The 12,472-nt window shown below is 65.9% G+C and carries 14 protein-coding genes; 2 read left to right on the top strand and 12 right to left on the bottom strand.

The features are described 5' to 3' along the window. Window positions 1-9: 9 nt before the first annotated feature. The 4 genes from kdpB to ACSQ3M_RS03955 form a co-directional block, all read right to left on the bottom strand. The gene (gene kdpB, locus ACSQ3M_RS03970) at window positions 10-2,046 is read right to left on the bottom strand and encodes a potassium-transporting ATPase subunit KdpB (protein ID WP_436148760.1); all 2,037 of its coding nucleotides are present in this window, start codon (window positions 2,044-2,046) and stop codon (window positions 10-12) included. A gap of 21 nt (window positions 2,047-2,067) precedes the next feature. After that, window positions 2,068-3,777 (bottom strand): potassium-transporting ATPase subunit KdpA, encoded by a 1,710-nt coding sequence (gene kdpA / locus ACSQ3M_RS03965; protein ID WP_436148759.1) that lies wholly within the window; start codon window positions 3,775-3,777, stop codon window positions 2,068-2,070. A 25-nt stretch (window positions 3,778-3,802) separates the two neighbouring features. Next, the gene (kdpF, locus tag ACSQ3M_RS03960; RefSeq protein WP_126116082.1) at window positions 3,803-3,889 is read right to left on the bottom strand and encodes a K(+)-transporting ATPase subunit F; all 87 of its coding nucleotides are present in this window, start codon (window positions 3,887-3,889) and stop codon (window positions 3,803-3,805) included. A 285-nt stretch (window positions 3,890-4,174) separates the two neighbouring features. Then, window positions 4,175-4,336 (bottom strand): hypothetical protein, encoded by a 162-nt coding sequence (locus ACSQ3M_RS03955; protein ID WP_164547412.1) that lies wholly within the window; start codon window positions 4,334-4,336, stop codon window positions 4,175-4,177. Window positions 4,337-4,481: 145 nt separating this feature from the next. Here ACSQ3M_RS03955 and ACSQ3M_RS03950 point away from each other — a divergent pair, with 145 nt between their 5' ends. Further along, complete coding sequence (locus ACSQ3M_RS03950; RefSeq protein ID WP_436148758.1) at window positions 4,482-4,925, top strand: GFA family protein; 444 nt, start codon at window positions 4,482-4,484, stop codon at window positions 4,923-4,925. A gap of 103 nt (window positions 4,926-5,028) precedes the next feature. Here ACSQ3M_RS03950 and ACSQ3M_RS03945 read toward each other — a convergent pair whose 3' ends face one another. From ACSQ3M_RS03945 to ACSQ3M_RS03920, 6 genes are all read right to left on the bottom strand, one after another. Beyond that, window positions 5,029-6,102: a M48 family metallopeptidase gene (locus ACSQ3M_RS03945; RefSeq protein ID WP_436148757.1), complete on the bottom strand. Its 1,074-nt coding sequence runs from the start codon at window positions 6,100-6,102 to the stop codon at window positions 5,029-5,031. 19 nt (window positions 6,103-6,121) lie between these two features. Further along, window positions 6,122-7,357, bottom strand: coding sequence for a DUF898 family protein (locus ACSQ3M_RS03940; RefSeq protein WP_436148756.1), 1,236 nt, complete (start codon window positions 7,355-7,357; stop codon window positions 6,122-6,124). A gap of 145 nt (window positions 7,358-7,502) precedes the next feature. Then, complete coding sequence (locus tag ACSQ3M_RS03935; RefSeq protein WP_436148755.1) at window positions 7,503-7,931, bottom strand: acyl-CoA thioesterase; 429 nt, start codon at window positions 7,929-7,931, stop codon at window positions 7,503-7,505. 76 nt (window positions 7,932-8,007) lie between these two features. Then, on the bottom strand, window positions 8,008-8,304 hold the full coding sequence (locus ACSQ3M_RS03930; RefSeq protein ID WP_436148754.1) for a GNAT family N-acetyltransferase: 297 nt from the start codon (window positions 8,302-8,304) through the stop codon (window positions 8,008-8,010). 144 nt (window positions 8,305-8,448) lie between these two features. Then, the gene (locus tag ACSQ3M_RS03925) at window positions 8,449-8,667 is read right to left on the bottom strand and encodes a DUF2934 domain-containing protein (RefSeq protein WP_436148753.1); all 219 of its coding nucleotides are present in this window, start codon (window positions 8,665-8,667) and stop codon (window positions 8,449-8,451) included. A 168-nt stretch (window positions 8,668-8,835) separates the two neighbouring features. Continuing rightward, a complete protein-coding gene (locus tag ACSQ3M_RS03920) occupies window positions 8,836-10,203 on the bottom strand; it encodes a PLP-dependent aminotransferase family protein (RefSeq protein WP_436148752.1) in 1,368 nt (455 codons plus the stop codon). Window positions 10,204-10,297: 94 nt separating this feature from the next. Here ACSQ3M_RS03920 and ACSQ3M_RS03915 point away from each other — a divergent pair, with 94 nt between their 5' ends. Then, window positions 10,298-10,903: a LysE family translocator gene (locus ACSQ3M_RS03915; protein WP_436148751.1), complete on the top strand. Its 606-nt coding sequence runs from the start codon at window positions 10,298-10,300 to the stop codon at window positions 10,901-10,903. A 61-nt stretch (window positions 10,904-10,964) separates the two neighbouring features. Here ACSQ3M_RS03915 and ACSQ3M_RS03910 read toward each other — a convergent pair whose 3' ends face one another. Continuing rightward, window positions 10,965-11,624, bottom strand: a complete 660-nt coding sequence (locus ACSQ3M_RS03910) for a 3-oxoacid CoA-transferase subunit B (protein ID WP_436148750.1) — start codon at window positions 11,622-11,624, stop codon at window positions 10,965-10,967. After that, complete coding sequence (locus ACSQ3M_RS03905; protein WP_436148749.1) at window positions 11,624-12,334, bottom strand: CoA transferase subunit A; 711 nt, start codon at window positions 12,332-12,334, stop codon at window positions 11,624-11,626. The genes ACSQ3M_RS03910 and ACSQ3M_RS03905 overlap by 1 nt, the downstream gene beginning before the upstream one ends. Window positions 12,335-12,472: the final 138 nt, after the last annotated feature.

Here is a 12,472-nt window from a genome sequence, read left to right as displayed (position 1 = left end):
TTCAAGCCTTCAGGCGAGCCCAAGGGCCGAGACGATGAGATCGATCAGCTTGATGCCGACGAAGGGCGCGATCAGCCCGCCGATGCCGTAGACGGTGAGGTTGCGCGAGAGCAGCTTGGCCGCGCCGATGGCCCGGTAGCGCACGCCGCGCAGCGCCAGCGGGATCAGCGCGACGATGACCAACGCATTGAAGATCACCGCCGAGAGGATCGCGCTCTGCGGGCTCGACAGGCCCATGATGTTGAGCGCACCCAGAGCCGGCAGCGAGACGACGAAGAGCGCCGGGATGATGGCGAAGTACTTCGCGACGTCGTTGGCGATCGAGAAGGTTGTGAGCGCGCCGCGGGTGATCAGCAATTGCTTGCCGACCTCGACGATCTCCAGGACCTTGGTCGGGTCGCTGTCGAGATCGACCATGTTGCCGGCCTCGCGCGCCGCCTGCGCGCCGGTCTGCATGGCGACGCCGACATCGGCCTGGGCAAGCGCGGGGGCGTCGTTGGCGCCGTCGCCGCACATGGCGACGAGACGGCCCTTGGCCTGCTCGGTGCGGATGATCCGCAGCTTGTCCTCCGGCGTCGCCTCGGCGAGGAAGTCGTCGACGCCGGCCTCGGAGGCGATCGCCGCCGCTGTGACCGGGTTGTCGCCGGTGATCATCACCGTCCGCACGCCCATGCGACGCAGGTCGGCGAAGCGCTCCTTGACGCCCGGCTTGACTACGTCCTTGAGATGGATGACGCCGACCAGCGCGCCGTTCTCGCTGACGGCGAGTGGCGTGCCGCCCGAACGGGCGATGCCGTCGACCGCCTGGCGCAGTTCCGCCGGCACCTGGTTGTCGCCAAGGTCGAGCGTCCTGATCACGGCGTCGACCGCGCCCTTGCGCCAGGATTTGCCGTCAAGGTCGAGGCCCGACTGGCGGGTGGTGGCGCTGAACGGGATCGCGGTCGCTCCAGCCGGAATCTCGGCGGTGATACCCTGGTTGCGGGCGAGCTCGACGATCGAGCGGCCCTCCGGGGTCTCGTCGGCGAGCGAGGCCATCAGCGCCGCGCGCAGCGCCGCATCCGGACGCATACCGGGAACCGGGATCACCTCGACCGCCATGCGGTTGCCGAAGGTGATCGTGCCGGTCTTGTCGAGCAGCAGCGTATCGACGTCGCCGGCGGCCTCGACGGCCCTGCCTGAGGTCGCCAAGACGTTCACTTTCAGAAGCCGGTCCATGCCAGCGATGCCGACGGCGCTGAGCAGGCCGCCGATCGTGGTCGGGATCAGCGTGATGAAGAGCGCACCCAGCACCATCGGATCGAGCGATACGCCGGAGAAGGCGCCGAGCCCGGTCAGGGTGACGACCGCGATCAGGAAGACCAGGGTCAGGCCGGCGAGCAGCACGGCGAGCGCCAGCTCGTTCGGCGTCTTGCGCCGGTCGGCGCCCTCGACCATCGCGATCATGCGGTCGAGGAAGGACGAGCCCGGCCGCGAGGTAACCCTGATCTTGAGCCAGTCGGAGACGACCGTGGTGCCGCCGGTGACGGCCGAGCGGTCGCCACCGCTCTCGCGGATCACAGGGGCGGACTCGCCGGTGATCGCGGCCTCGTTGACCGAGGCGACACCCTCGATGATCTCGCCGTCGGCGGGGATGACGTCGCCGGCCTCGACCAGGACGATGTCATCAGGTGCGAGTTCATGAGCCGGCGTCGGGATCATCGCATTGCGCGAGGCGTCGATGATCAGCTTGGCCTTGGTGGTGACGCGGGTGGCGCGCAGGGAATCCGCTGCCGCTTTGCCGCGTCCTTCGGCGATGGCCTCGGCGAAGTTGGCGAAGACCACGGTGAGCCAGAGCCAGATTGCGATCTGGATCGGGAAGGCCGCGGGCTGGCTATTGGCGATCGCGACAACGGCAGAGACGGTGGCGAGCGCAGCCACCACCTCGGTCGCGAGGATGACCGGGTTCCCGGTCAGTTTGCGCGGGTCGAGCTTGCCGAAGGCGCTTTTCAGTGCCGTCAGGACGATGGCTTGGTTGAAGGCGCTGGATTTAGCGAGTGAGACACTCATCGAACGAGTTCCTTTGTCGGCTCAGCGAGAGGCCGCAAGCACCTGGAAGTGCTCGACGATTGGCCCAAGTGCGAGCGCGGGGAAGAATTGCAGACCACCCAGGATCAGGATGATGCCGATGAGCAGGCCGACGAAGAGCGGCGAGTCGCTCGGCAGCGTTCCGGCGGTCGGCTTCAGCTTCGGCTTGGCGGCAATGGCGCCGGCCAGGGCGATCACCGGGATCATGTAGGCGAAGCGGCCGAGCAGCATGGCGATGCCGAGCGTGGTGTTCCACCAGGGCGCGTTGGCGGTGAGGCCGGCAAAGGCCGAGCCGTTGTTCCCTGCCGCCGACGAATAGGCGTAGAGGATCTCGGTGAGCCCGCGCGGCCCCTTGTTGAGCAAGCCCTCGAGCGCGACCGGCAGCACCGCAGCAATGGCCGAGAAGCCGAGGATGGCGAGCGGCAGGATCAGCACCGCCAGCATGGCGAACTTGATCTCGCGGCTCTCGACCTTCTTGCCGAGATATTCCGGCGTGCGCCCGACCATCAGGCCAGCGACGAAGACCGCGAGCAACGCCATCACCACCATGCCGTAGAGGCCGGAGCCGACACCGCCGGGCAGGATCTCGCCGAGCTGCATCAGGAACATCGCGACGCCGCCGCCGAGCGGCATGAACGAGCCATGCATCGCGTTGACCGAGCCGTTCGAAGCGCCGGTGGTCTGCGCCGCCCAGACGGAAGAAGCGGCGGCGCCGAAGCGCACCTCCTTGCCTTCCATGTTGGCGGGCGCGTCGGTGATGCCGGCCGCGATCATGGCAGGCTGCGGCGTCAATGTCTCGGAGGAGTAGATCGCGGAAGCGCCGAGGCCGACGAGGATCACCATCGCGGCGAGCAGGGCGCGCGCCTCCTTGCGGGCGCCGGCGACACGCCCGAAGGCAATGACGGTGCCGAAGGCGAGCGCGTTCAGCGACACGACCTCGATCAGGTTGGTCAGCGGTGTCGGGTTCTCGAGCGGATGCGCCGAGTTGACGTTGAACAGGCCACCGCCATTGGTGCCCCACTGCTTGATCGCCTCCTGGCTGGCGACCGGGAAGAGCGCGATGATCTGGTCGGCGCCCTCGAGCGTCTTGGCGGTGACGTTGGCGATGAGGCTCTGCGGCACGCCGGCGGCGACGAGCACGAGCGCGGTCACGATCGAGACCGGCAGCAGCACGTAAAGGGTGCTGCGGGTCAGATCGACCCAGAAATTGCCGAGCGTTTCGCCGCGATCGGCGGCGAAGGCACGCGCTACGGCAGCAGCGACGGCTAAGCCGGCGCCGGCCGAGACGAAGTTCTGCACCGTCAGGCCCAGCATCTGGCTGAGGCTGCTCATCGTCGTCTCGCCGCCATAGGACTGCCAGTTCGTGTTGGTGACGAAGCTGACGGCGGTGTTGAAGGCCAGATGCGGCGACAGGCCGTCGAAGCCCTGCGGGTTCAGCGGCAACTGCCCTTGCAACCGCAGGAGGGCATAGAGCAGCACGAAACCGGCCGCGCTGAAGGCGAGCACGGCCCCGGCATAGCCGAGCCAGTTCTGCCCCTTGTTCCGGTCGACGCCGAGCGCGGCGTAGAAGCCGGTCTCGACCGGCTTCAGCACGAGGTCGAGCGGCGTGCGCTCACCCGCCCAGACGCGCGCCATATAAATGCCGAGTGGCCAGCCTACGGCCACCGTCACTGCGATCGTGAAAACGATCTCTGCCCAGCCCCGCCAGTCCATGCGAGGTCTCCTTTTTCTTGTTGTGTCAGAAGCGGTCGGGGCGCAGCAGCGCGGCAACCATGTAAATCGCGAGCCCGAGGGCTGCGGCGGCGTAGAGCAAGGTCAGGCCCATGACGGTCAGACCTTGCGCAGCAGCGCTGCGTACCAGCCGAAGAGCGCGAAGGCCCCGGCTCCGAGCGCGAGAAAGACGATATCGGCCATGACAGATCTCCAGCCTGGTTCAGACCGGAGATGTGGTGCCGCACCTGCTAAGCGGTCGAGCGTGAAGGGCAGGCCGGGGCATAAGGGCCGCATAAAGATGCCTGCCTCCGAAAGAAGCAGGCGATCGCCGCGCGCAGAATGCGCGCCAGACGATTGGCCCAGCGGTCAAGTCATCGGGGAGATTTTAAAAGGCGCCTCAGCTCGACGCTTCGAGGCCGGCCGTCGTGATGAAGGCGGCGAGGGCGAGGCCTGCCCAGAAGAAATCATTGAGGACACCCTGCAGGGGCACGGCCCCCATGGTCACGGTTGAAAGGCCTCCGGCCAGGAACAGCGCCGAGGCCGCAACAAGGGTGTTCATGATGTCCTCCCGCATTTTTGGCTCGAACGCGGCGGGGATGATTCCGTTCCCCCGATTCGCGGCGGCATCAAATGACTTGTGTTGATAGGATCATCGCATCGCTACAATGTCCGTGATGTGACGGGTAGCTTCGGAGAAAGCCGCGATGACGCACCGTTTGACTGGCGCCTGTCATTGCGGCGCGATCGGCGTCGAACTCATGCTGCCGCGACCGCCGGAGGAGGAGGTCATCGGCGCCTGCCAGTGCTCGTTCTGCCGCAAGCACAATGCCCGGACGCTCTCGGATCCCGGAGCGCGTGCCCGCATCGTCGTTCACGAGCCGGCTCAGCTCCAGCGTTACCGGTTCGGCCTTACCGCCTCCGACGTCGTTCTCTGCCGCCGTTGCGGTGTCTATGTCGCCATGCTGATGACCGAGGATGACAAGGCCTGGACGACCATCAGCATCGACACGCTCGACGAGCGCGCCCGTTTCACCAAACCGGCCGAGCCCCGGGATTTCAGCGGCGAAGCGCTGGAGGGACGGCGCGAGCGCCGCAAGGCGCGCTGGATACCGACCGAGCTCGTCGGCTGGCCGGAGGAGGGCAGCTAGAGCATTTTCGAGCGAAGTGGACACCGGTTCGCGTGAAGAAAATGCGTTAAAACAAAAACTTAGAGAAGTTTCGCGATTCGGAGAAACGCGGAACTTCTCAAGGTCACTCGGGCGCGCAAACCCGCCGGAGCGCCTGCCATTCTGCGTCGGTGAGGATCGGCGGCCCTATCGCCACGGGCACAGCCTGCTTCATCCGCGCCAGTCTTTCGCTGCTAATCGGATGGCTGTCGAGGATGGTGGTCCGATCGCCTTTTCCGGTGAGGCGGACCAGAAATTCACCGAGTGGCGCCGGCGACCGGCCGAGCCGCGTCATCGCCCTGATCGCGAAGTCGTCGGCGGCCGTCTCGGCCTCGCGTGAATAGGAAGCGTCGAGCAATGTGCGCGAGGCGAAGATCACCGCACCGCTACCGGTGATGTCGCCGAAGAGCAGCCCGAACAGGAAGGAGGTGCCACCGGTCCTGATGACGCTGCGCAGCCCATCGCGATGCTCGGCATGGCCGATCTCATGCGCAATCACCCCGGCGACCTCATCCGGATCACGCGCCCGGCTGAGCAACCCTTCGAACAGATAGATCCGTCCGCCCGGCAAGGCGACAGCGTTCGGGATGGGCGAGGAGAGCACCTGCGCTTCTAGCGGGATGGCGCTGCCGCCGGCCGTTTTCAGTGCCTCGACCATCTTGGTGAAGGCCCGCTGCCCCTCGGCGCCCGTGCAGCTTTTACCGCCCATCAGCGCCCGCACCTGCTTGTCGACAGCGTCACCGAGGCGCTGTTCGACCGAGGCTGGAACGATCACAGCGAGCCGGTCGGCGACCAGCGGGATGCCGTAGAGCGTCATCAAGACGATGGATGCGGCAGCAGCGAGCGACCAGGCGACGATCCGCAGCGCCTGACCGCCGCCGCGGCCGTGATCGAGCATGGTGCAGCGCGCAGTGAGCAGGCGCTGCGCAGCCTCGTCCTCGATCTCCAGCCGGGCCTGCGTCGCTGATGATACCGATGTCAGCCGCAAACCGCGGGCGCCATCGACGCGACGGATGTCGTCATAGCGCCACGTCGCCAACACGATACCGTGGTCGAGGATGTCGAGTTGGGCGCCGAGGCGCAACTCGACCTGCCGCCTGCGGCTGGAGATCCCGTCATAATAGACAGCCGGATGGGCACCATCGCCGGTCGAGCTCATCGCAGGGAGGACTCCGCGCTCAGAAGCCGGCGACATCCAGCCCGTCGGCAAGGCCTTCGCCGACAGCGCCGACAACCTCACCCTGGCCAGCGACATCGTCGGCAGCCGTCAGATTGTGGACCACGGTGCTCTGCGCGACGAGAGCCCAGACATCGCGATTGAGATAGATTCGTAGGATCGTGCCGAACGCCAGGGCCATCAGCAGATAGCCAAGGACGCTGCCGACCAGGAAGGCCGGATGCTGGGACACCATCAGCATGCGCTGCTGTGTGGTTCCCCCGATCGAGAACCCTGTGCCGACGAACTCGAACATTCCAGCCATCCAGACGGAGAACAGGAGAGCAAGCAGGATCGACCAGCCGATGACCGCCCAGTAGCGTCCGAACAAAGCCTCGGTTTCGAGTTCCGACTCGCAGCGAACCTCGCCAAAGCGCAGCCCCGAAACCCACCAGCGCCACTCGATCGCTTTGAAGGCTGCGTAGACGAAGGGCGCGGCGATGATGAGGATGATCGCAGACAGGGCCAAAAACCAAAGGGGAATGAAGCCGAATACGGCCGTCGAATTGGTCTGCGACAAGAGAACGGGCGAGGCCATACCGGTTACCAGCACGAATGCCGTCACTAGTGCGACCAACCAAAGTTGCCACGCCTGCTTGAACAAGCCGCCGCCGGTGCCCTCGAAGCGCCCTTGCAGGCTGCCATAGGCGGTGTGGCGCATCTTGAAGCGTTCGAGCGCGGCCAGCCGCCAGGGCAAAGCGAGCCCAAGCGAGACGATGACCAGCAGCCACCACAGCCCGGAGCGCCAGCTATAGCTCCAGCCGGAGCCGCCCATGGAAAAGCGCAGGCCGCGCCAGAGCGTGCGGGTCAGGCGGTAGCGGCGCGCCCGATAGCGCGCGAACTCGGTGAACAGATAGAAGAACACGAAGAGAGGGACGCTGGCGAAGGCCTGCCATCTCTCGGCTTCGAGACCGATCAGGAAGTAGACCAGATAAACCGGCACAAGGATCGCCAGCGCGATCAGGAAGCCGATCAGCAGCTCCTTCGCCCGCCCGGTATATTCGGCGGGATCGCCGCCGACTGAGGTGTGCGACCAGAGATGCCGGCGGATATCGGTCGCGAGCCAGAAGCGATAGAAGCCGAAAGTGACGAGTTCCAGCAGCGCACCGCGCGTCACCAGTTTGCGGAAAACCGGGCGGTCGCCCGAAAACGAGATCTGGTCCGCCGGTGGCACCGGGTTAGCGACAGCTTGATGCATGGCCCCAGCAGCTCCGGCGACAGAATCGGGCCGCTTGGCGAGCCCCCCGCCGATCACTTTCACCGACGACGTTGGGGCATGCAACCATAAGTTATATCAGGTTGTGACCTGAACCCCAGACCCTTGCGCGAGGTTGCAATCGCTATCAGGCGCTCGGCGGCATCAAAGCGAGCAGCCGTTCTCGCACCGCATCGGAGAACGGCCGCGACTTGCGCGTCGCCTCGTCCATCTGGACCATCACCGTGATCGCGTTGGCGACGCAGTGCTCGCCCTGGAAGATCGCCTGCTCGAGCCGGACGGAACTGCGACCGACCGAGTCGACGCGGGTGCCGATCTCGACTTCGCCGGGCCAGAGCAGCTCGGCGCGGAAATCCATCTCCAACCGGGCGATGACGAAGGCCGTTCCCGGCTCGACCAGCTGGCGGGCGCGATCATAGATCAGCTCGACCCGCCCGGTTTCCAGGAAGGTCGAGAACACCGCGTTGTTGATATGCCCCTGGCGATCGGTGTCGCCATAGCGGAGCTTGTCCTGCGCCCGCAGCGGAAAATCGGTGATGACGAGATCGTCCGGCATGGCGGGCCCTGTTCTGCAACAGGACCTTCAAACGCGATCGCCGCCGGCAAGGCAAGGCAAGGACCGTTCAGGAGGCTCAGGCCAGGACGTCGCCATAGTCGGGATGGCGCCGCGCCCAGGCGGCGACGAAGGAGCAGCGCGGCACGACGCGCCGTCCACTGGCGCGCGCGATCCGGAAGATGCCTTCGGCCAATTGCGAGCCGAGGCCGCGCCCATTGAAGGCCGGCGGCACCTCGGTATGGGTCACGACGATCCTGTCGCCATCGCTGCGATAGATCGCGAAGGCCTGTCCGCCGGGAAAGTCGAGCTCGAACCGTCCGGCCTCCGGCCGTTCGAGCACTTGAATCTGGTCGGTTTCGATCTGCTGCGTCATGACTGTTCCCCGCGGGCGCCAGCCACGGGGCACGGCGTCGCCTCAACCATGATGTGGGAGGCGCGCCGCTGTTTGTCGCCGGTTGCGATCATGCCGGCAGGGAATGGCAGGACTGCGGGGAGCAACAGCCCTGCAAGACGTGGGTCAGGACAACAATTCCTGCTCGCGCCGGCGCGCCCGCTCGACCTTGAGCTCGTCCTCCGCGCCAGTGTCCACGACCTCTTCGGTGCGGTTGCGGAAGTTCCAGATCTCCTTCGCGGCTTCCCAGTGCTCGTGATCGCGGCCTTCCGGCTGCCCTTGCTCCATCCAGAGCGCGTAGGCGATCTTGCGGATCTCGCGCTCCTCCTTGCCAAGATGGCTCATCTCGTCCTCCTGGTTCCGTTGCAGTCGGCGAGGAAACGACGGAACGCCAGGCAGCGTTCCGCGCCTCCGGCTCAATCTGTCACGGCAATGTGGCTGTTGCGTGAGCCCATCGGAGGCAGCTTTCGGCTCCTTTGGGGAACCCATGCCCTCTGCGCACGCCGCCTGCGATCAGAGGCGGGCGAGCCGATCCTCTGCGCCGCCGTCCAGCAGGAGCCGGATGATCCGCAGCGCCCGCATAAGGTCCTCCCGCGAGGGAGCGCCCATGCACAGCCGCACCCCTGCCGCGCGATCATTCTCGTCGACCATGACGGCTGCCGGCGGCGTGACCATCACGCCTCGCGCCGCAGCGCCCTGGGCGAGGCTCGCCGCATCGGCGAGCGACATCGGCAGCCAGAGATGGAACCCGGCGCCGGACGCGGGCAGGATTCTGCTCTCCAGAACCGCGAGCGCCATGGCCGCGCGCTCCGCCGCCTCGCGACAGATTGCTTCGCCGACAGCACGCGCAGTGCCGTCCCTGATCCAGCGCTCCATGATGGCGCACATCAACGGCGAGGCCATCGACGACGTCGCCTGCAGATAGTCCTGTGCCGCCTGCATTGCGAAGGGCGGTACGGCGAGGGCGCCGATACGCAGCCCCGGGCTCAGGATCTTGGAGAAGCCGGCGATGTAGAAGGTTCGCTCCGGCGCCAACTCGGCAAGGGCGGGCAGCCCGGCGGGCGTAAACAGCGAATAGACGTCGTCCTCGATGATGGAGGCGTCGTGGGCGCGGCAGACGGCGACGATCTCCTGCCGTCGCGCCAGCCCCATGGTGGCGCCGGTCGGATTGTGCAGGGTCGGGGTGAGGTAAACCACGCGGCGGTCGCCCGAATGCGCGGAGAAGACCGCATCGAGAGCATCCGGCCGTAAGCCTTCGGCGTCGAGAGCGACAGCCTTGAGGGCTTGCAGGTTCTGGCGAGCGGCGAGAATGGCGCCCGGATAGGTGAGTGCCTCGGTGAACACCGCGCCGCCGATTCCGGCCGCAGCGGCGAGGGCGACAGCGAGGGCATGCTGCGCCCCATTGGTGAGGAGCAGGCGATCGGCAGCGATGCGGAACCGGTGCTGCGCAAGCCAGTGTGCCATCGCCTCGCGGTGCTCGATGCTTCCCGCCGGTGGCCGGTATCGTCCGAAGCTGTCGGCATCCATCTGCCTGGCGAGTGCGGCGAGCGTCGTCGAGAGAACGCCGTCGCCGAGCATCTGCGGCGGCGTATTGACCGAGAGATCGATGATCTCGCTTGGGTTCGGTTCCGTGCCGGCGACGAACATCCCGCGCCCGCGCACGCCACGCACGAGGCCGCGCTTTTCGAGCAGCGCATAGGCTTTGGTGACAGTGCCGAGCCCGATGCCCAGCCGATAGGCGAGATCACGATGGGCCGGCATCCGCGCGCCAACCGGAACGCGACCATCGGCGAGATCCTCCTCCAAAGCGTGAACGAGGCGCTCGTGCGTGAGGCCAGGCTCGTCGGAGAGGCGCGGAGACCAGGGGGAGGCGAGGCGCATGCGGGAAACCCAAAAGCGTCACGTGACACTATTCTAGTTTCCTACAAAGTGTCACATCGATAGGGTCGCGGCAATCGCAATCACAAGTGCTGCCATGACCCTCGATTTGATGCTGGCCTTCCTGACCTACGCCTTCGTGACCTCGGTAACACCGGGACCGAACAACACGATGGTGCTCGCCTCGGGGGTCAACCACGGCTTCAGCCGGACCATCCCGCATGTCCTTGGAATCAGCTCCGGCTTTGCGGTGATGGTGCTCGCCGTCGGCTTCGGCATCGGACGGCTGTTCATCGCCGCGCCATGGCTCTACGAGGCACTGCGCTGGATCGGTGCGGCCTATCTGTTGTGGCTCGCCTGGAAGATCGCGATGGCGGGCGCCATGGACGACAAGACCGCGACCAGCAAGCCGATGAGCTTCTGGCAGGCGGCGGCCTTCCAATGGGTCAATCCGAAAGCCTGGATCATGGCGATCGGCGCGATCGCGACCTACACGCCGGCGAATGGCGGATTGGGTACGATCGTGATCGTCGCGACCCTCTTTGCCCTGGTCAATGCGCCGACCGTGGCGATCTGGGCAGCCTTCGGGACGACGCTACGCCGCTGGCTGACCGATGCGCGCTATGTCCGCATCTTCAACATCACCATGGCGGTGCTGCTGGTGTTGTCTCTGCAACCGCTGCTCTGGGGCGGCATACACTGAGAAGCGCGGGCAAGGGCAGGGCCGTGCAATCGGCGCTGCCCTCGTTGTTCTGAAGCGGCCTTCAGGCGGCCTTAGCTAGCGCCGGGGCGATAGCGAAAGACGCAGCCGTCTTGGCCTTGACCTCGTCGAGCGTGACGCCAGGCGCGAGCTCGAGCAGCGTCAGGCCACCCTTCACCTTGTCGCATGCCAGCACGCAGAGATCGGTGATGATGAGGTCGACGACGCCGGCGCCGGTCAGCGGCAGGGTGCAGCGCTCCAGCACCTTGGATTCGCCGGCCTTGTTGGCGTGGTCCATCACGACGATGACCTTCTTGACGCCGGCGACGAGGTCCATCGCGCCGCCCATGCCCTTCACCATCTTGCCGGGAATGGTCCAGTTGGCGATGTCGCCATTGGCGGCCACTTCCATGGCGCCGAGGATGGTGAGGTCGATATGGCCGCCGCGGATCATCGCGAAGCTGTCGGCCGAGGAGAAGTAGCTGGAGCTCGGCAGCGAGGTGATCGTCTGCTTGCCGGCATTGATCAGGTCGGGATCGGCCTCGCCCTCATAGGGGAAGGGACCGATGCCGAGCAGGCCGTTTTCCGACTGCAGCGTCACGTCGACGCCATCGGGAATGTAGTTCGCTACCAGCGTCGGGATGCCGATGCCGAGATTGACGTAGAAGCCGTCCTGCAGCTCCTTGGCGGCGCGGGCAGCCACCTCTTCACGGGTCCAGGCCATCAGGCTGCCTCCCTCTTGCGCTCGGTGAGCTTCTCGATCTTCTTCTCGTTGATCGTGCTCTTGATGATGCGGTCGACATAGATGCCGGGCGTGTGGATCGCCTCCGGATCGAGAGAACCGACAGGCACGATCTCCTCGACTTCGGCGACGGTCACCTTGCCGGCAGTCGCCATGTTCGGGTTGAAATTGCGCGCCGTGCGCCGATAGACGAGGTTGCCGGCGGTATCGGCCTTCCAGGCCTTAACGATGGCGACATCGGCCCTGAGCCAGGTCTCGCGGACATAGAGCTGCCCCTCGAACTCCTCGACCGGCTTGCCCTCGGCGACTACGGTGCCGACGCCGGTCTTGGTGTAGAAGGCCGCAATGCCGGCGCCGCCGGCGCGGATGCGCTCTGCCAGCGTGCCCTGCGGGTTGAGTTCGAGTTCCAGCTCGCCGGACAGATACTGCTGCTCGAACAGCTTGTTCTCGCCCACGTACGAGGCGATCATCTTCTTGATCTGCCGCGTCTCCAGCAGCATCCACAGGCCAAAGCCATCGGCGCCGGCATTGTTGGAGATCACCGTCAGGTTCTTCACGCCCGAAGCGCGGACCTCCGGAATCAGGCTCTCGGGATTGCCCGACAGGCCAAAGCCGCCCGACATGATCGTCATCCCGTCGAACAGCAACCCATCCAGGGCCGCCGCCGGGCTGTCATAAACCTTCTGCGTCATCCGTCCCTCGTCGCTCGAGCCAGCTTGAGCGGGCTCATCCGTCACTCGTTCTGCCCGAACGGAGACGATCGGTCGACCCCGCTCAATGCCGCTGTGGTGGAGCATCAATACCGGGCGTCTCGCGCTGCGTCGATGCCG

Origin of the sequence: Allobosea sp. LjRoot90 (genome assembly GCF_964254315.1) — a bacterium.
Lineage (GTDB): Bacteria > Pseudomonadota > Alphaproteobacteria > Rhizobiales > Beijerinckiaceae > Allobosea.
This window is presented reverse-complemented; position numbering and strand designations above follow the sequence as displayed.

Coding starts and splice junctions, on each gene's coding strand:
- kdpA (WP_436148759.1), bottom strand. CDS start 3,777: ATGGACTGGCGGGGCTGGGCAGAGATCGTTTTCACGATCGCAGTGACG.
- ACSQ3M_RS03930 (WP_436148754.1), bottom strand. CDS start 8,304: ATGACGCAGCAGATCGAAACCGACCAGATTCAAGTGCTCGAACGGCCG.
- ACSQ3M_RS03945 (WP_436148757.1), bottom strand. CDS start 6,102: ATGAGCTCGACCGGCGATGGTGCCCATCCGGCTGTCTATTATGACGGG.
- ACSQ3M_RS03935 (WP_436148755.1), bottom strand. CDS start 7,931: ATGCCGGACGATCTCGTCATCACCGATTTTCCGCTGCGGGCGCAGGAC.
- ACSQ3M_RS03955 (WP_164547412.1), bottom strand. CDS start 4,336: ATGAACACCCTTGTTGCGGCCTCGGCGCTGTTCCTGGCCGGAGGCCTT.
- kdpF (WP_126116082.1), bottom strand. CDS start 3,889: ATGGGCCTGACCTTGCTCTACGCCGCCGCAGCCCTCGGGCTCGCGATT.
- ACSQ3M_RS03920 (WP_436148752.1), bottom strand. CDS start 10,203: ATGCGCCTCGCCTCCCCCTGGTCTCCGCGCCTCTCCGACGAGCCTGGC.
- ACSQ3M_RS03950 (WP_436148758.1), top strand. CDS start 4,482: ATGACGCACCGTTTGACTGGCGCCTGTCATTGCGGCGCGATCGGCGTC.
- ACSQ3M_RS03925 (WP_436148753.1), bottom strand. CDS start 8,667: ATGAGCCATCTTGGCAAGGAGGAGCGCGAGATCCGCAAGATCGCCTAC.
- ACSQ3M_RS03905 (WP_436148749.1), bottom strand. CDS start 12,334: ATGACGCAGAAGGTTTATGACAGCCCGGCGGCGGCCCTGGATGGGTTG.
- ACSQ3M_RS03915 (WP_436148751.1), top strand. CDS start 10,298: ATGACCCTCGATTTGATGCTGGCCTTCCTGACCTACGCCTTCGTGACC.
- ACSQ3M_RS03910 (WP_436148750.1), bottom strand. CDS start 11,624: ATGGCCTGGACCCGTGAAGAGGTGGCTGCCCGCGCCGCCAAGGAGCTG.
- kdpB (WP_436148760.1), bottom strand. CDS start 2,046: ATGAGTGTCTCACTCGCTAAATCCAGCGCCTTCAACCAAGCCATCGTC.
- ACSQ3M_RS03940 (WP_436148756.1), bottom strand. CDS start 7,357: ATGCATCAAGCTGTCGCTAACCCGGTGCCACCGGCGGACCAGATCTCG.